Source organism: Corynebacterium sp. HMSC08D02 (assembly GCF_001807505.1).
GTDB classification, from domain to species: Bacteria; Actinomycetota; Actinomycetes; order Mycobacteriales; family Mycobacteriaceae; genus Corynebacterium; species Corynebacterium pseudogenitalium.
The window spans coordinates 54,575-71,199 of the sequence record NZ_KV789245.1 but is presented as its reverse complement, the minus strand read 5'-3'; the positions used below and the strand labels follow the sequence as shown (position 1 = coordinate 71,199).

20 protein-coding genes and 3 tRNA genes are annotated in these 16,625 nt (G+C 61.4%); 5 read left to right on the top strand and 18 right to left on the bottom strand.

Going from position 1 to position 16,625, the window contains the following annotated elements; all coding sequences use genetic code 11:
• Nucleotides 1–349: 349 nt before the first annotated feature.
• Both HMPREF3170_RS05960 and bcp read right to left on the bottom strand, forming a co-directional pair.
• Nucleotides 350–568, bottom strand: coding sequence for a hypothetical protein (locus HMPREF3170_RS05960; RefSeq protein WP_070361994.1), 219 nt, complete (start codon nucleotides 566–568; stop codon nucleotides 350–352).
• A gap of 18 nt (nucleotides 569–586) precedes the next feature.
• On the bottom strand, nucleotides 587–1,078 hold the full coding sequence (gene bcp / locus HMPREF3170_RS05955) for a thioredoxin-dependent thiol peroxidase (protein ID WP_070361995.1): 492 nt from the start codon (nucleotides 1,076–1,078) through the stop codon (nucleotides 587–589).
• A gap of 70 nt (nucleotides 1,079–1,148) precedes the next feature.
• Between bcp and HMPREF3170_RS05950 the strand changes: the two genes are divergently transcribed.
• Entirely contained in the window at nucleotides 1,149–1,424 is a 276-nt protein-coding gene (locus HMPREF3170_RS05950) for a DUF3618 domain-containing protein (RefSeq protein WP_070361996.1), read from the top strand.
• A 47-nt stretch (nucleotides 1,425–1,471) separates the two neighbouring features.
• On the opposite strand, the gene HMPREF3170_RS05945 is transcribed toward HMPREF3170_RS05950, so the two are convergent.
• Together HMPREF3170_RS05945 and HMPREF3170_RS05940 are read right to left on the bottom strand one after the other, a co-directional pair.
• Complete coding sequence (locus tag HMPREF3170_RS05945; RefSeq protein ID WP_070478456.1) at nucleotides 1,472–2,035, bottom strand: isochorismatase family protein; 564 nt, start codon at nucleotides 2,033–2,035, stop codon at nucleotides 1,472–1,474.
• A gap of 132 nt (nucleotides 2,036–2,167) precedes the next feature.
• Nucleotides 2,168–2,243: transfer RNA gene (locus HMPREF3170_RS05940), tRNA-Lys, on the bottom strand.
• A gap of 217 nt (nucleotides 2,244–2,460) precedes the next feature.
• Here HMPREF3170_RS05940 and HMPREF3170_RS05935 point away from each other — a divergent pair.
• Nucleotides 2,461–3,633 carry a L,D-transpeptidase gene (locus HMPREF3170_RS05935; protein ID WP_070478454.1) on the top strand — a complete coding sequence of 391 codons (1,173 nt, stop codon included), beginning with the start codon at nucleotides 2,461–2,463 and terminating at the stop codon, nucleotides 3,631–3,633.
• Between the two features lie 68 nt (nucleotides 3,634–3,701).
• Here HMPREF3170_RS05935 and HMPREF3170_RS05930 read toward each other — a convergent pair.
• The 14 genes from HMPREF3170_RS05930 to HMPREF3170_RS05870 form a co-directional block, all read right to left on the bottom strand.
• A tRNA-His gene (locus HMPREF3170_RS05930) sits at nucleotides 3,702–3,774 on the bottom strand.
• Between the two features lie 43 nt (nucleotides 3,775–3,817).
• Nucleotides 3,818–4,453: an oligoribonuclease gene (orn, locus tag HMPREF3170_RS05925; protein WP_070478452.1), complete on the bottom strand. Its 636-nt coding sequence runs from the start codon at nucleotides 4,451–4,453 to the stop codon at nucleotides 3,818–3,820.
• Complete coding sequence (gene cmrA / locus HMPREF3170_RS05920) at nucleotides 4,454–5,260, bottom strand: mycolate reductase (protein WP_070478450.1); 807 nt, start codon at nucleotides 5,258–5,260, stop codon at nucleotides 4,454–4,456.
• A 5-nt stretch (nucleotides 5,261–5,265) separates the two neighbouring features.
• A complete protein-coding gene (locus HMPREF3170_RS05915) occupies nucleotides 5,266–5,595 on the bottom strand; it encodes a hypothetical protein (protein ID WP_070478448.1) in 330 nt (109 codons plus the stop codon).
• Complete coding sequence (locus HMPREF3170_RS05910; RefSeq protein WP_141742222.1) at nucleotides 5,588–6,016, bottom strand: hypothetical protein; 429 nt, start codon at nucleotides 6,014–6,016, stop codon at nucleotides 5,588–5,590. The genes HMPREF3170_RS05915 and HMPREF3170_RS05910 overlap by 8 nt, the downstream gene beginning before the upstream one ends.
• A gap of 26 nt (nucleotides 6,017–6,042) precedes the next feature.
• Entirely contained in the window at nucleotides 6,043–6,480 is a 438-nt protein-coding gene (locus tag HMPREF3170_RS05905) for a type II toxin-antitoxin system death-on-curing family toxin (protein WP_210385501.1), read from the bottom strand.
• 78 nt (nucleotides 6,481–6,558) lie between these two features.
• Nucleotides 6,559–7,131: a Panacea domain-containing protein gene (locus HMPREF3170_RS05900; protein ID WP_070478443.1), complete on the bottom strand. Its 573-nt coding sequence runs from the start codon at nucleotides 7,129–7,131 to the stop codon at nucleotides 6,559–6,561.
• A 245-nt stretch (nucleotides 7,132–7,376) separates the two neighbouring features.
• Nucleotides 7,377–7,502: a hypothetical protein gene (locus HMPREF3170_RS12040; RefSeq protein WP_255365827.1), complete on the bottom strand. Its 126-nt coding sequence runs from the start codon at nucleotides 7,500–7,502 to the stop codon at nucleotides 7,377–7,379.
• Nucleotides 7,503–7,588: 86 nt separating this feature from the next.
• Nucleotides 7,589–7,662, bottom strand: a tRNA-Arg gene (locus tag HMPREF3170_RS05895).
• A 51-nt stretch (nucleotides 7,663–7,713) separates the two neighbouring features.
• On the bottom strand, nucleotides 7,714–9,381 hold the full coding sequence (locus HMPREF3170_RS05890; protein WP_070478442.1) for a phospho-sugar mutase: 1,668 nt from the start codon (nucleotides 9,379–9,381) through the stop codon (nucleotides 7,714–7,716).
• Between the two features lie 2 nt (nucleotides 9,382–9,383).
• Nucleotides 9,384–10,034, bottom strand: coding sequence for a deoxyribose-phosphate aldolase (gene deoC, locus HMPREF3170_RS05885; protein WP_070478440.1), 651 nt, complete (start codon nucleotides 10,032–10,034; stop codon nucleotides 9,384–9,386).
• 36 nt (nucleotides 10,035–10,070) lie between these two features.
• Nucleotides 10,071–11,435 (bottom strand): MFS transporter, encoded by a 1,365-nt coding sequence (locus HMPREF3170_RS05880; protein ID WP_070478438.1) that lies wholly within the window; start codon nucleotides 11,433–11,435, stop codon nucleotides 10,071–10,073.
• A gap of 36 nt (nucleotides 11,436–11,471) precedes the next feature.
• Entirely contained in the window at nucleotides 11,472–12,191 is a 720-nt protein-coding gene (gene deoD / locus HMPREF3170_RS05875; RefSeq protein ID WP_070478436.1) for a purine-nucleoside phosphorylase, read from the bottom strand.
• A gap of 138 nt (nucleotides 12,192–12,329) precedes the next feature.
• Nucleotides 12,330–13,274, bottom strand: coding sequence for a sugar-binding transcriptional regulator (locus HMPREF3170_RS05870; RefSeq protein ID WP_070478434.1), 945 nt, complete (start codon nucleotides 13,272–13,274; stop codon nucleotides 12,330–12,332).
• 79 nt (nucleotides 13,275–13,353) lie between these two features.
• Here HMPREF3170_RS05870 and HMPREF3170_RS11720 point away from each other — a divergent pair, with 79 nt between their 5' ends.
• The 3 genes from HMPREF3170_RS11720 (at nucleotide 13,354) to HMPREF3170_RS05860 (ending at nucleotide 16,590) form a co-directional block, all read left to right on the top strand.
• Nucleotides 13,354–13,530: a hypothetical protein gene (locus tag HMPREF3170_RS11720; protein WP_168161630.1), complete on the top strand. Its 177-nt coding sequence runs from the start codon at nucleotides 13,354–13,356 to the stop codon at nucleotides 13,528–13,530.
• Nucleotides 13,531–13,595: 65 nt separating this feature from the next.
• Entirely contained in the window at nucleotides 13,596–13,916 is a 321-nt protein-coding gene (locus HMPREF3170_RS05865; RefSeq protein ID WP_070478432.1) for a helix-turn-helix domain-containing protein, read from the top strand.
• A gap of 655 nt (nucleotides 13,917–14,571) precedes the next feature.
• The gene (locus HMPREF3170_RS05860) at nucleotides 14,572–16,590 is read left to right on the top strand and encodes a bifunctional copper resistance protein CopD/cytochrome c oxidase assembly protein (protein ID WP_070478430.1); all 2,019 of its coding nucleotides are present in this window, start codon (nucleotides 14,572–14,574) and stop codon (nucleotides 16,588–16,590) included.
• Nucleotides 16,591–16,625 lie beyond the last annotated feature (35 nt).

The window sequence follows — 16,625 nt, the reverse complement described above, 5'->3', positions numbered from 1 at the left end:
CTGGGTTGGTCGACGCAATGAGGTCGACCGGAACACCCGAGCGCCTCGATGCGACCAGAATTGTGCACGTCAAGGGCTTTGCGCGTCCCCCTGGCTATATGTGGCCGCGCAACGCGCAGGCGGCTGGTTCTAGTCCCCTAGAGCCCTCGATGCCGCGGGTCCCTGCGCTACCCGCAGACTCCAGATCACACACCAGGCGTCATTCGGTGTTGATTTCTCAAAACGGGCGAATGGAACTGTTTTGAAAACCATATCTGGTTGTTGGCCGAGGTCATCCCAGGAAACCAGATAGATTTATACACACAAAATGTCCCTTAAGCCAAAAGCTGAGTAGCGGAAGCTGCAAAAACTACGGCGCGTCGATCGGGAACTGGACGGAGCCGTCCGTCGACTGGGTGGGTGCTTCGTCCTGCTCCGGCCCGTAAATGAGCCAGCCGCCGAGGGCGACCAAGGCCGCGATCGCGATGGTCGCGATTACTGCGCGCTGCTTCTTGGGCTCAGCCGGGCGGTCAGGGTTGTATTCGGCTTTGAGGTAGGGGTCTTGGTTTGGCGTCGTATTCGTATCCACGGCGCCAAAGATATCATCTTATGCGCTGGTGGTTGCATTCAGGTCCCAGTCGCGCAGTATGCGCTCGACGTGGCCGGTTGCGCGAACATTGTACTGCGCCTGCTCAACCTTGCCGTCGGCGCCAACGAGAATGGTGGAGCGGATGACGCCCTGCACGATACGGCCGTAGTTGTTCTTCTCGCCGAATGCGCCGTAGGCGGTCATGGTTTCCTTGGACGGATCGGAAAGAAGGGCGATCTTCAGGTCGTGGTCTTCGCGGAACTTCGCCAGCTTTTCTGGCTTGTCGGGGCTGATGCCGACGACGGCGATGTTGGCGTCGTTAAACACTTCGAGGTGCTCGGTGAAGTCGCAAGCTTCCTTGGTGCAGCCCGGGGTGTTGGCGCGTGGGTAGAAGTAGACAATAACGCGCTTGCCGGCGAAGTCTGCAAGCGAAACGGTCTCGCCTTTGTCGCTGGTCAGGGTGAATGCGGGGGCGGTGTCGCCTTGTTCGAGTCGAATGTTGTCAGTCATAATTCCCCGTTTTACACTAGATTGGTTGGAAGTTCTGTAAATAGTTAACACATCTAGGAGTATGTAGATCGTGGCACGAGATATTCATGACATTGAGCGCAGCCTTGCAGAGACCCGCTCGAAGCTCGCTAGCACCCTCGATGAGCTCGCAGACCGCGCTCAGCCATCCAACCTTGCAGACAGCGCGAAGAGCGAAGCTGCCAACTGGCTGCAGGATGAGACCGTCCAGAAGGTCCTGATCGGCATCGGCGTTGGCGTGGCAGCACTTGTCGGCATCAAGGTGTTTAATAGCCGCAAGCGCAAGAGCGAGCTGAAGAAGCTGCAGGAGCTGCTCTCTCAGCGCTAGTTCACAATCAAACCCCGCCCTCCACGCTGGAGGAGCGGGGTTTTCTGTTATTTCACGACGATCGTCGCACCTGCCGCTTCCATCTCACGCAGCGCGGCTTGCCCACGCTCTTCATCGACGGGGGAGCACAGGTCGGCGAGGACGCGGACGTCGAAACCCTCCTTGCGAGCGTCAAGCACCGTGGCGCGCACGCAGTGGTCCGTCGCGATGCCGCACACATCGACGGCGGTGACGCCGTTCTCGCGCAGCCAGTCGCCGAGCAGCACATCGCCGTCAGTGACGCCCTCAAACCCGGAATAAGCAGCGGTGTAGTGCCCCTTCCGGAAGTACTTGTCAATACTTATCGACGCCAGCGGTGCGCGGAGCTGTGCGCCATCGGTGTCAGCAACGCAGTGGACTGGCCACGTATCCACAAAATCCGGGTCCTGCGAGAAGTGGGTGCCCGGGTCGATGTGCCAGTCCTGCGTGGCGAGCACGAAGTCGTAGTCGTCTCTGTGTTCTTCGAGCAGTGTGCGCACGCCTTCGGCGACGAGATCACCCTTCGCGGTGCCGAGGGAGCCGCCGGGGCAGAAGTCATTTTGGATATCAACAAGGATGCAAGCGACAGTCATGCCGATAGCCTAGCCGGTGGCGCGCCTGCTCGGGGCGTTTCAAAGTATGGGGGAATTTATGGGGGATTTGGGTTAAGATACGAAAAATCCCCTGGCCTGCGGTACTGTTCCCGCTGGTCAGGGGGGTTAAGGTGGTGCGCCATCAGGGAATCGAACCCCGAACCCACTGATTAAGAGTCAGTTGCTCTGCCAATTGAGCTAATGGCGCTTGTTGTCTTGGAGGCTGTCCTCGTTGTCAACGTTGAATACAGTAACACTAAGGTTTGTAGGGTGTAAAATCGCCTGGTCAAGGTGGTTATTTTCGATCGTTATGTAACGGTTATCGTTTCGGGTCGTTGTAAAGTAGCGTTTCGTTGTGCTGGGGCGATAGTGTTGTTGGTTGCTAAAACTTCGGGTGTTGTGAGGAAGCGAGAAACGTGACAAGCATGCGGCGGTCTCTCATTGGTGTTGGCCTTGTCGCCGTGTTGGCGGCGGGTGTAGTTGGGTGCTCGTCGGAGGCGGGCAAAGGCATCAACCAGGTGGCGGAAACCACTGGTCAGACGACCGTCAAACCAGAGCCCCCGGCGTTTTCGGTGAAGGACGAGGCGACAGACGTCGAACCCCTCGACCCGATTACGGTGAAGTCCGAAGCCGGGCTCGAAGAAGTCGAGATGACCAACGAGGCAGGCAAGGTTATCGAATCGTCCTTCAATGATGACCGCACCGAGTGGGAGGTCACCGAACCGCTTGGGTACGGCCGCTACTACACCATCGTGGCGAAGGATAAGGCTGGCCAGAAGAAGACCGTGAGCTTTTCCACGGTCGTCCCAGCGGCAACTACGAACGTGTACATGGGCCCGCTTGAGGGATCGACTGTTGGTGTCGCGCAGGCGATCACGTTCCGTTTCGACGTCCCCATCCAGGATACGAAGGCACTTGAGGAGCTCATCGACGTCGAGACCTCGAACGACACCGAGGGCGGCTTCTTCTGGCTGGACCCATACGAGCTGCGCTGGCGCCCGAAGGAGTTCTGGGAGCCAGGCACCACGGTGAAGGTGACGGCCGACCTCTACGGCAAGGACCTCGGCGGCGGCGTCTACGGCGCGCAGGACAACGAGACCACCTTCGAAATTGGGGACGAGGTGAAGACAGTCATCGACAACAACGAAAAGGTGCTGCGCGTCTACCAAAATGGCGAGCAGATCCGTTCGTTCCCGGTATCGCTGGGTACCGACTTCCAGTACGACACCCCGAACGGCACCTACGTCGTTGGCGATGAGCACACCTCGCTCGTGATGGACTCCCGTACGTTCGGGCTTGGGCTGGGGCAGGGCGGCTACGTCACCCCCGTGGACTACGCCACCCAGCTGTCCTACTCGGGCATCTACGTGCACTCCGCGCCGTGGGCGGTGTGGGCGATGGGCTCTACGAACCAGTCGCACGGCTGTGTCAACGCGACGTACTCGGACGCGCAGTGGTTCCAGCAGACCGTAAAGCGGGGCGATCCGGTCATCATCAAGAATACGAATGGCGGCACGCTCAACGGCTACGACGGCCTGGGCTACTGGAACCTGGACTGGGAGCAGCGCTCCGGCGGTTCAGAGGATCCGAACGCGTAAGCCGCGTACTCGCCCTCAAAAGCAATGTACCCCGCAACCTGTTTGTGCAGGTCACGGGGTACTCTCGGGGTGGCTGACGGGGCTCGAACCCGCGACACCCAGGATCACAACCTGGTGCTCTACCAGCTGAACTACAGCCACCATCGCTGTTTTTCAACAGCGGGAACTACTTTACAATGAAAGCCTAGGATTGCAAAAACCGCTGGTAGTGGGCGTGTGCGGCGGCTGCGGCGTCGGCAGCTTGCTCGGAATCCGGGCCCGGATCCGGTGCGAATACGGAACGGCGGTAGTAGTCGAGCTCCTGGATGGATTCCACGATGTCAGCGAGCGCGCGGTGCGCCAGACCTTTCTCGGGCTGGTTGTAGTAGGCGCGCGGGAACCAGCGGCGTGACAGTTCCTTGATGGTGGAGACGTCGATCATGCGGTAGTGCAGGGCGGCGTCGAGACGCGGCATCTGCTCCCGGATGAAGGAACGGTCGGTGGCGATGGAGTTACCCGCAAGCGGCGCCGGGTGATCCGGGTCGCAGTGCTTTGCAATCAGCGCGAGGACCGCGTCCTCAGCCTCCTTGATGGACACGGAGGAGGAGCGGATCTCGTCGAGAAGCCCGTTCTCGGTGTGCATGTTCAGGACGAAGTCATCCATCTCCGCGAGCTCATCTTCGGTGGCGTGGACGACGAGGTCCAAGCCCTCGTCGAGAATCTCAAGCTGGGCATCGGTGACGAGCGCTGCGACCTCCACGATGACGTGGCGGGACGTGTCCAGGCCCGTCATCTCCAGGTCGACCCACACGATGCGGTCGTTTTTTGCAGGGACATCCATCTATTCTTCTCCCATCTTTGCGTAGAACCGCCCCATGATCGGGGCGAGGGCGCCGCGCGGAGCGTACGTCGATACGAAATCCATCACCTTGGAAAGCGGACCCGGCACCACGCGGCGCTTGTTGCTGCGCATCGCGCTGATGGTGTCCTTCGCGCAGGACTCGTACGTGGTCCAGAGGAAGTCCGGCACCACCTTGTCCACGATCGACTGCTCCTCCTCAGGAACTTCTGCCTCTCGCACCGGCCCCGGCGCGAGCAGAGTGCAGTGTACGCCGCTGTCCTTGAGCTCATAGTGCAGGGCCTCCGTAAACGTATTGACGCCCGCCTTTGTAAACACGTACGTGGCATTGTTCGGGATCGGCGTGTTGCCCGCTGCCGAGCCGACGTTGCACAGCGAACCTTCGCCGCGAGGCACCATTTGGTCGAGCACCGCCTTCGTGATGCGGAACACCGCCGTGGCGTTGAGGTTGAACTGGTCCGTCTCGTAGTTCCAGTCCTGCTTCATAAACGGACCAAAGGAGGCGATACCGGCGGAGTTCACGCAGATGGTGATCTTCTTCTGCCCGATGTAGTCCAGCAGCGCGGTCACGTCGCGCTCCTTCGACAGGTCGGCCGCGAAGACTTCGGCGTTGATACCGTGCGCTTGTGCCAGCTCGTTGGCAAGCTGCATCAGCACCGCTTCTCGACGCGCCACCAGCAGCACGTTATAGCCAGCAGCGGCAAGTTGGCGCGCAACCGCCTCACCGATGCCCTGCGAAGCGCCCGTAATCAGCGCGAACGAATCAGTAGTTGGGGAGGGAAATGTCATGCACCTCAGGGTACCCGACGGTCCGACTCCGCAATCGAGCGCAACTCCTCCACGCAGTCCTGGTACGCGCGGGCTCCGGTAGCGGTCAGGGAGACCCAGTCCACGTTCTTGTCCGGGTTCGCCTTGCGGTCCGTAAAGAGGGAGACGTAGCCGGCCTCTTTGAGTGTGTCGATGGCCGTGAGGTAGGCGTCGCTCTCTAACTGGGTGAGGGTGCGCAGCCGCTTGGGGTGCATTTCCTTGTTTTCCGGGGCACCGACGTCGCTGGTGGTGGCCTCGGCGGCAAGGAGCGCCGCGCAAATGCTCAAACACGAAGGTTGCAACAAAATGTCAGGCATTGTTCTTCCAGCTCCTCACGTACGTGACGACGAAAACAACGGTCGCGAGCGCACCGAGCAGGCTCGAGAACACCTTGTTCTGGAGCGGACCGACCTGCAAGAGCGATATGCAGAGGAAGTACACGCCGAAGGGAAGCAACGACATTTTGGGGTCCTCTTTGACCGGCTGCCGGATGCTGGAGCGCACGCCGGTTGACCTGCGTCGCTCGATGACAACGATGCACCCGATGCAAGGCACAAACAGGAGGAACGGCCAAAACTGGTCGAGAACAAAGATCAGCGGCAGGCTCACCCCGAAGCAGACCGCCGCGCACAAGATCCACCCCCAAGGAACGGCCGGCTTTTCCCGGGTGCGTTCCTCGGTTTCATGCGCTGCGGCCAGCAACTCGCGGGCCTGAGCGGAAGAAATAGAGACGGACATGGCGCCATGGTACATCGGGGGCGATGCTATTTTTGTCGGTAGCGTCGCGCTAGACCATCAATGTCGGCCCAGCGTTGAAATGCGCGGCTGGTGCGTGCGATGACCGAATCCAAATCCGCGGCATGTGTAACGATGTACTCCATCAGTCGGGCGCCTTCTTCGCCTGCGGCTAAATCAGGTCCTTTGCCCTCTGGCTCTCGGATATGAACCGAAAACAAGCGCAGATAAGTGAGCCCAACGATAAGTGCGGTGCGCTTGTTGCCATCGGCAAACGGATGGTTATTGGCTATATGGACGGTCAGCGCGGCTCCTCTATCAAACACCGAGGCGTACCGGGGCTGGCCGCTGAATAACTGGAACGGGGCGTAAACTGCACTTTCCAAAGAAGCCCGGTCCACAGTAAATCCAAGATAACTCTCCGGTTCTCCGTTCGCGTTTACACGATCCCCGCAGCCTTGATTCACTGCGCACGCCAACTCCACGAGCATTTGAGCTAAAAGCTGCTCTCTGGAAGCTTCACTGTGGTCAGACAATTGCGTTGATTACCGGTCCGCGAGGAGTGAAAGGGTGTTGTGCCATTCCGCTTCGACTTCATGTGCAGTGGCAAGCAGATGATCGAAGCTAGGAAGGTGATCCACGTCTGGCAGGGAAGGCGAGTCTGGGACAGAATGTCCTGACTGGAGCAACTCCGTGAACTCTTCGCGCATCGTGGTCATGCTCAAAGCGCTGCTACAATGCGTGCCCCCGACCGCGTTGCTGCGTGCTTCCTGCCAAGCTCGACCGTGGCTCATGTCTGACAACTCCGCGGATGTCAGCGAACCGTAGAAATTCACAACGCTTTCAATCGTTGCTCGGGCAAATGGCGAAAGTGCCGAAGAATTCCCACCAGGAACGTGTGGGACCTCCCATCCACGCGCAACGTTTTCTGTACTGCGGCGGAGGTCATAGGGGACGGGTCCTTTTGCCCAAGCTTGCAGCTCTTCTTCAAATAATGGCGTTCCGGTCCAGGCAAGGTGCCAGCCTTGGGAAAAGAAGCAGATTTTGTAGAGCTTCATCTTGTCAACGCCGGGAATGAGCTCAGTCACATACTGGCCGACGTCAAGAATATTGGACATAGTGATCACCAACTTTTAGAGAGCCTTCAGGATCCCCACCGGTACTCGAACCTAATGGACCGCTATCCTACCAGCACATACGAGTGTGCTACGAGTGAAGTTGTTTTGCTTGAGGGCTGTTCTTTACGGGGCTGCCTGGGCGGCTGGCGCGCCACGTGACAGGGGAGACGCCACAGTGCTCGGCACATTCCGGAACGCGCCATAGGCGCGGCCGGTCTACTCATCGATAATGATGGGCTGCACGGCTATGCCTTCTTTTTGTTCTTGTCGATGCCGTAACCGACGGCAAGGAAGGCGAGACCGAAAAGAGGGTTGGCGCCTGCGAGGGTGGTGATGATGCCGGTTCCGGCTCCAAGGAGTGTGAATCTCATTGTGGGTCCTTTCTTCAAACCCACCATACCAACAAAAACACCCCCACCACCAGGCAAAACGCCAGGCAGCGGGGGTAAACGAAAAGCGCCCCCAGCAGGATTCGAACCCGCGACACACCGGGTAGAAGCCGGTTGCTCTAATCCACTGAGCTATGGAGGCTGAGCTGGGCGTCGACAAATCGGCGCCCAAGCCTTCGATAGTATAGCGCAGTTAGATTCCGCACAGCGCGCGGGTGGCGTCGCTGATGGTGGCCAGGCGGGCATCGGCGGCGGCCCAGTCAGGCGCCTCTCCCGTTTCGACTGGCAGGACCACCTCGAGGTAGCACTTCAGCTTCGGCTCGGTGCCGCTCGGGCGGATGACTACGCGGTCGTTGTCCGCGGTGCGGATCAGGATGCCGTTGGTGCCTGGGGTGGCGCCGTAGCCGTTGTTGAGGTCGACGTACTCGACAACCTCAGAGCCAGCGAGCTCCGTCGGGGTGTGTGCGCGGAGGCGCTGCATGGCGTCGCTGATGAGGGAGAGGTCTTCGACGCGGAAGGTCAGCGGCTGGGTACGGTACAGGCCGTACTTGCTGGCCAGGGCGTCGAACTGCTCAAGCACACTCATGTTGCGGGCCTTGAGCTGCGCTACAATCGAGCCGACGATCACCGCAGCGGACATGCCGTCCTTGTCGCGGGCGTGCGCCGGGTCGACGCAGTAGCCGATCGCCTCTTCGTAGCCGAACACAAGCTGCGGGGTGCGTCCGATCCACTTGAACCCGGTGAGCGTCGTTGCGTGCTCGAGCCCGTGCGCTGCCGCGATTTTGCCGAGCAGCCTGCCCGAAACAATCGAGCACGCCGTCGAACCGCCCTGCGCGCGCGACGCCATGTACTCGCCGATCAGTGCTCCGGTCTCGTCGCCGGAGAGTTTCACCCAGCCGTTGCCCAGCGGGGTGCCCGCGCTTGGGGTGGTGCGCGCCGGGACGGCGACTGCGCAGCGGTCGGCGTCGGGGTCGAGGGCGATGATGACGTCCGCGTTGACCTCGTTCGCCTTCTCGACTGCGAGGTCGAGGGCACCGTCCTCCTCCGGGTTGGGGAAGGCAACGGTGGGGAAGTCAGGATCAGGCTTCCACTGCTTCTCGACGCCCACTACGTCCCCAAAGCCCGCAGCCTCCAGGGTGGTGCGTGCGAGTTCGCCACCGACGCCGTGCATTGGTGTGAGCACGATCGTGATCGGTGGGGTGCCGTCGAGGTCGCTAAGCGCGCTGGTGGCGGCGACGTAGCCCTCGCGGGTGTCCACCTGCTCGATGTTTGTGTCGAGGGGGAGCTCCGTCGCGCCGGGTGCGGCGGCGATGCAGGCGGCGATCTCGGCGTCGGCAGGTGAGATGATCTGGCAGCCGGCAGCGTTGTCTGCGTCGACGATGCGCCCGCCGAGGTAGACCTTGTAGCCGTTGTCCCACTTCGGGTTGTGGGACGCGGTGACCATGATGCCGGCGTCGGCGTTGAGTGCGCGCACGCTGAAGGAGGTCAGCGGGGTCGGCTGGGCCAGCGGCAGCAGCATGGCGTGGCCGCCAGCACCGGCGACGACCTCAGCTGCGGCCTGCGCGAACTTGGAGGAGCCGTGGCGGGCGTCGCACCCGATGACCACACGAGGGGTGTCTACCTGCTGCTTGAGCCAATCCATGAGACCGGCGGTGGCGCGCATAACCACGGCCTGGTTCATGCGGGACTCGCCGAAGCCGATCTCGCCGCGCAGCCCGGCGGTGCCGAACTGCAGGGGGCCTGCGAAGGCCTTCGCGAGCTCAGCCTCGTCGTCGAGGACGGCGGTTAATGCCTCTCGGGTGGCGGGGTCGGGATCTTGCGCGATCCACGCCTCGGCCTGTGCACGAAGATCAGTAGCCATTGTTACTTCCACCCTTCCAGCACGGCAGCGGAGCTGGACAGGCCCAGGCGGGACGCGCCAGCCTCAATCATTTCCTTCGCGGTGGCGGCGTCGCGGATGCCGCCGGAAGCCTTCACACCGAGCTTGTCGCCGACGGTCTCACGCATCAGCTTCACGGCGTGCGCGGAGGCACCACCGGCGGGGTGGAAGCCTGTCGAGGTCTTCACGTAGTCGGCACCGGCCTCCATGGAAGCCTTGCACGCTGCGACGATCTCGTCGTCCGTGAGGACGGCGGACTCGATGATGACCTTGAGCAGCTTGTCGCCGCACGCCTTCTTTACCGCGGCGATGTCGTCGCGTACGACGTCCCACTTGCCTTCCTTGGCGGCACCCAGGTCGATGACCATGTCAACCTCGTCCGCGCCATTTGCGACGCTGTGCGCGGCATCGGCTGCCTTTGCCTCAGTTGGGACCGCGCCGGACGGGAAGCCACACACCACTGCGACCTTCAGGTCAGCTGGGGTCTCGATTGGCAGCATGGATGGGGAGACGCAGACGGAGAACGTGCCGAGGTGCGAAGCTTCGTCGATAAGCTTGGCGACGTCCTCGTGGGTGGCCTCCGGCTTGAGCAGCGTGTGGTCGATCATCTGGGCGACATTGTGGCGAGTAAGCATGTTGAAAAACTCCTTGATGTGTAGAAAGTGTGCAGGTTAAGCCGGTTGCTTCATGCGAGCGGTGAGCGCTGCGTAGAGCGCGGTGCCGGCGACTGCGATGATGGCCAGGATGAGCATGACGGTGGGGTAGCTGCCCGAGTTTTGTGGCAGGAAGCCTGGCACCCCAAGGCCGAGATCCACCAGCTTCGCGCTGTACGCGATGCCGAGCGGGACGGCGACGTTGATTGTGAGGTTGTAGAAACCGATTGCGATACCCGACTTCGCAGCGGGGATGTTGCCGATTGCCGTCGCGACCAGTGGCGCGTACAGCAGGGCGAAACCGCAGGCGAAGAGCAGGGAGGAAAGCATGAACACCCACGGGCTGGCTTCCATCCCGACTGCGAGGATCAGCAACGCGATGGTGATGGAGGCGAGTGCGGTGAAGATCGCGGGGCGCGTCGGCAAGAACTTGCCGATCTTGCCTGAGAGCGCGCCGACGATGACGGCGCCGGTGTAGCCCGGGATGAGCAGCAGGGAGGCGTCGTCAGCGCTGAGCCCGTGGACGGCCTTCGCCATTGCGGGGAAGAGCACCAGGTAGCCGAGCTGCACCGAGTAGACAATCGCGACCAGCACGATGGCGGTGACGTAAGCGCGGTTCTGGAAGAACTCCGGGTTGACCAGCGGGCGCTTGCCCTTCTTCACGTGCGCGATGAACGCGATGAGCGCGAGTGCGAGCGGAATGAGCCACAGGAACTGGAAGGCCTGCATGAACATGATGGCGCTCGTGGCCAGCACAGCGATGAGGAAGAGCCCGAGCCAGTCGACGTGGCCCGACTCCAGGGAGGCCTCCTCCGGGACCGTCTTCATGATGACCGGGACGGCGAAGACCAGGATGAGCGGGATCAAGAACATCGCGGTCCACGAGATATGTGTGGCGATGTACCCGGACGTCAGTGCACCGAAGAGCGTTGCGCCCTGGAACGCGGAGGTAGAAAAGCCAAGGTAGGTCTTCTGATCCTTCTCGCTGAGGTGCTTGGTCACGTAGATGACGTAGAGCGTCTCCGCCGCAGCGAGGCCGGTGGTCTGCACCACGCGGCCGACCAGCACCAGCCCCCACACGTTTTGGCCGAGGTAGCCGATGACCGAACCGACCAGTGTCAGCGTGATGCCGACCATCAGCAGCTTGCGGATGCTCACCACGTCAGCCAGCGCCGCGTACACCACCGCGCCGATGCCGATGATCACGCCAGCAAGCGAGGCCTGCAAGCTGACCTCGTTGAGGGACAGATTCAGTGCCTCACCCATCGAGTCGGTCATGAACTTGAAACCGTTATCGATGATCAGTGAGAACACGAAGGTAAACAGGATGATCGGCACGGCCCGCTTCGGGTTGAGCGCCTTTTGAACTGTTTGAGATGTCATGGTGAGTTCCTTCAAACGTGTGGGATGGGTTGCGGGTTAGACGGCGGCCAGCGGAAGCGCCAGCTCCATCATCTGGGTAAACGCGCTCTGACGCTCCTCAGCGGAAGCCTTCTCGCCGGAGCCGATGACGTCGGACACGGTGAAGATGCCCATCGCGTCAACGCCTGCCTCGGCGGCGACGGCGTAGAGGCCGGCGGATTCCATCTCGACGCCGAGTACGCCCATCTTCGCCCAGCGGTCGTTGACGTCGTCCTTGAAGTTGTAGAAGACGTCGGAGGACAAGATGTTGCCCACATGGATGTCGACGCCCTGCTTCTGCGACTCCTTGTAGGTCGCCTCAAGTAGCTTCCAGGACGCGGTCGGGGCGTAGGTGCCCGGCAGGTCGTACTGCTCGATGAAGTGCGAGTCCGTGGATGCGGAGGAGGCGACGATGATGTCGAAGAGCTTCATGTCAGGCTGGAAGCATGCGCAGGAGCCGACGCGGATGAGCTTCTTTACGCCGAAGAAGTGAATGAGCTCGTAGGCGTAGAGGCTGATGGACGGAATGCCCATGCCGGAGCCCATCACGGAAACTTCGTGGCCTTGGTAGGTGCCGGTGTAGCCGAGCATGTTGCGCACGGCGTTGAACTGGACTGGGTTTTCCAGGTAGGTCTCTGCGATGAACTTCGCGCGCAGTGGGTCGCCCGGCATGAGGACGGTTTCAGCGATAGGTCCGGTTGGGACGATGTGCGGGGTGGAGACGGTCGGGGTGGACATGTGCAACTCCTTTTGCAGTATCTGGTTGACCTTTCGGTGTCCACTCTAAGACCGCTAGGAACATATGGCAATATTAAAGTTTGCAAATGTTCTGATTGGGGGTGCGATACACCCCAGATGGGGGAGAAAAGGCGTCAATTAGCGGGTCTTCGCGATCTCCAGCACCCGAACCGCCGTCGGCTGATCAATCACCAAATCACTGGCCAACCCCATCCACAGCGCCGTCTCAATCGCCTCAGCTTTATACAAACCCCCAGCTACCAGCACTCGACGTGGTCTCGCCCGCAGCTCGTCAAGCTCAATGCCCACCGTCAGATCATCAATTCTTTTCGACGCCACATCCCCCTCCCGCGTGTAGAACCGCGAACAAGCGTCACCCACCGCAACGCCGAGCAGCTCCCGCGACATCTCCTCAGACAGGTACCCCAGGTTCATCAGCAAGCTCTGCTTTCGCACAGAACCCACCGTGAACACCGCCACGTCGGTCTCCCGCCCCTGCTGCAGCACGTCCGCGATGTGGGAATCCTGCTCCACGATCTCCTTAGTTTCCACTCGCTCAAAAATGACAGGCAGCGGGAGCGTTAACGCGGGCGCGTTGAACGCGGTGCAGAAACCGGTGATCGTCTCAAAGTCATTCGTGGCCAGGTTGGAACGCGACGACCCACCTTTCAACTGCACAATCTGGCGCGCCCGCATGTTCGTCGGTCGTAGATTCCGCGCAATGTTGAGCAGCGTTTTTCCCCAGGACACCCCCACCGAAAGGCCATCCAACGGCATCGACTCCAGGTAGCGCGCGCCCGCTACCCCAAGATCCTCCATGATCGCTGCAGATGGGTTCGCCGGGTGAACAATCCGCACACCCTCCAGCGCGTACCGGGAGGTGAGATCCTCGATCAGGATCTCGTCCGCCTCCTGCGGGTCGTGTACTTCGATGGTGACGTAGCCACGGTCCTTCGCGTGCTGCAGAAGCTTCGCCACCGTAGGACGGGAGCAGCCCATCTCCGCAGCAACCTCCGCCTGACTCAGCTCCGAGCGGTAATACAACTTGGCAGCCGTCAACGCATCCCGATCACGTGTGTCCATGCACTACAGCGTAGCGCCTGGGGGTTTGCCCTTAACTGTGTGGCAGTATCTTGGCTATGCCCCAAGCGAAAGGAAAACCATGAGCAACGACGAAGTAACGATGCCACGCAAAGAATACGAGGCGCTGAAACGAGAAAATGCTCGACTGCGCAAAGAGGTAAAGCTTTGGAAGGACACCAGCGATGTCCTGGGAAAAGCTATGGGGTCTCTGCCAAGGAAGAATGGCGAGACCTCCGACGCGGCGGAAAAATCCTAAGTCCCGAGGAAACGAAGCGGTACGAGGAGGGCGTACGTCAAGAAAATGAGTTCCTGGATCTGCTCATGAGCGTCGGCCACTCCATGCGCCGTGCGTGTGAAATTTTGAGGATCTCGCGCTCGAGGCGCTACTACCAGGCCAACCCGAGGCCCAAAAAGGAAAATCCGATCCCGCACCGGGAACGAAATATCAAACGTATTCCAGACTCAGACGTACAACAGATTCTCGATCTTTTCGACGCCCACCCCGACCTGAGCGCGGACGCCATCTATCAGAAGGCGCAAGACAGCGGGTTGCAGCTCGCGAGCTTGCGGACTTTCTACCGCATCGCCCGTGCACACGGGAAGCTACAGCGTCAGCGCCGCGCTGCTGAATCGGAGCCATAAAACCAGCTCGGTGTTTTTGCGCGACCGTTGCTTTAGCGCTGGTTTGTTGTCCGCGGGGCGGACAGGGTAAATGGTTGGTTCTGCTCAATCCGCCAGGTAGGAGGGGCGCCGCGGACAGGGTGTGGCATGCCGGTTGTCCGCGGGGCGGACAGTTTTTCCGGGTTGAGGCATCATCGGGTGAGTGTCCGCGGGGCGGAAAGCAGAACGCAGCCCGCGTGTCCGCGCGGCGGACAGGGTAAGTGGTTGGTTCTGCTCAATCCGCGAGGTGGGAGGGGCGCCGCGGACAGGCTGTGGCAAGCCGAGTGTCCGCGGGGCGGACAGTTTCTCCGGGTTGAGACATCATCGGGTGAGTGTCCGCGAGGCGGACAGCAGAACGCAGTCCGAGTGTCCGCGGGGCGGACAGGGTAAATGGTTGGTTCTGCTCAATCCGCCAGGTAGGAGGGGCGCCGCGGACAGACTGTGGCAAGCCGAGTGTCCGCGGGGCGGAATCGGCGAACGGTGGATGGCAGCGTTCTTTTAAGTGAACTGTCCCCGACAGGTCAGAGTCCTGGTGGGGCAGAGCAGGAAGCTATTGCTCACACTTGTGACGTGGAGGTGGAGAAGTAGGCGTCGAAAAACTTGGGAACAGGCAGATTTCGAACGTAGGGTAGTGAGCATGTCAAATGCGCAGGTTGCCTCAAAGTCGGCGGTGAAAGCGGCGTTTCCGTTGTATCTTGCGGCGGGGCTCGTCGCGGCGCTCATCGCCGGGGTGATTTCGGAGATGTTCGCGGGCGCCTCGCTCGCGGCGTTGGGCATTCCGGATCCGGGGGCGTTGACGACGTTCGGTCTGCCGGCGCTGCGGGGCGCAGCGTGGGTGCTGGCCGCGCTGGCTGCCGGGTCCTTCCTCTTTTCTGCGTGGTTGCTGCCGCCGAAGCAGACGGGCTCTGACCTCAACGGCGCGCGCCTGACCGTTGATGGGGTGATTGCGTCGCGGACGGGGGCGGCATCATCCGCGGGGTTGGCGCTGATCGGTGTGGTGATGGTGCCGCTGGTGCTTTCCGACGTCTCAGGCCAGCCGCTGAGCACCGTGATGTTTGAGGTCGACGCCTGGGCCCTGGCGCTGGACAAGGTTGCTGACGCCCGCGTCTGGCTGATTGTCGCGGCAATCGCGGCGTGTGTGGCCGTGGCGGGGTACCGGGTGTCGTGCTGGTGGTCGCAAGTGGCTTTGTTCATCGGCTCGTTGTTGGCGATTATGCCGCTGGCGCTGACTGGTCACTCCGCGACCGGTGGCGATCACGACTTCGGCACGAACTCCTTCATCTGGCACCTGGTATTCCTGCTGGTGTGGGTTGGTGCCCTGATGGCGCTGGTGGCGCACGGTTTCAGGTTGGGGCCGAACTTGGCGCCAGCGGTGCGCAGATATTCGCGCATCGCGCTGTTCGCGTTCGTAGCGATGGCGGTGTCGGGCGTGATTAACGGCGCGATCCGCGTGCACCTGGACGACATCACCCGCTACGCCTACGGCTGGGTGCTGGTGGGCAAGCTGGTCGGCATCCTGGTGCTTGGCTTTATGGGGTATGCGCACCGCGAGCGCACGATTCCGGCGCTTGAGGCGGAGGGGCCGTCGCAACGCAGAGCGTTCGTACGGCTCGGCGCGGTGGAAGTGCTGGTGATGGCCGCTGTGACCGGCCTAGCGGTGACGCTCGGGCGCACTCCGCCGCCACCGCCGCGGGACCCGAACCTCACCCCGATGCAGATCCAGATGGGCTACAACCTCGAGGACCCACTGACCTGGTCGAACTGGGTCGGGCTGTGGCGTTTCGAGCTGCTCTACAGCGTGATCGCGATCCTGCTGGCCGTCTACTACCTGCACCTGACGCGCCGGGTGAGCGGATGGTCGAAGGGGCGCACGGCGTGGTGGCTGCTGGGTTGCGCGACCGTCGTAGTCACGATGTGCTCCGGCATTGGGCTGCACATGCCAGCCTCCTACTCGGCGCACATGACGGTCCACATGATTCTGTCGATGGGGGTGCCGGTGTTCCTCGTGCTGGGCGCGCCGCTGTCGCTCATTATCGACGCCTACCCGTCCGGCGAGTTCAACCCCCGGCTGTGGGCGCAGTCCTTCCAGCGCAGTAAGTTCCTGCGCATCGTGACGTACCCGCCGGTGTCCGCGGTGCAGTTCCTGGTGTTCTTCTACGTCATGTACGTGTTCACTGATCTCTACGAACTGATGATTTCGGAGCACGCCGGCCACGTCATCATGAACGCGGTGTTCCTGGTGTCGGGCTACTTTTACTTCTGGGAGCTCATCGGCCCGGACTACATCGAGGGGCGCGTGACGGCGAAGACGCGTCTGCTGTGGCTGTGGATCTCCATGCCAGTGCACCTCTTTATGGGCGTGTACCTCATGCAGCTCAACACCGTGATGGGCGAGGAGTTCTACCGCTCGCTGCTGCTGCCGTGGGACCCGGATCTGCTGGCGGACCAGAAGGTGGGCGGCGGTATCGCCTGGGCGTCGGGCTCGTTCCCGCTGGTCATCGTGTTCGGTGTGCTGTTCATCCTGTGGTGGCGCGAGGACCGCGCAGAAACCGCGGAGGTCGACCGCATCGCGGACGAGACTGACGACGCCGAGTGGCGCGCCTACAACGAAATGCTCGCACAGTACACGTCGGATACCCCGCAGCACAAGGGCTAATCGACGATTCCCTGGGATCTGTGGAATTCCAAAAA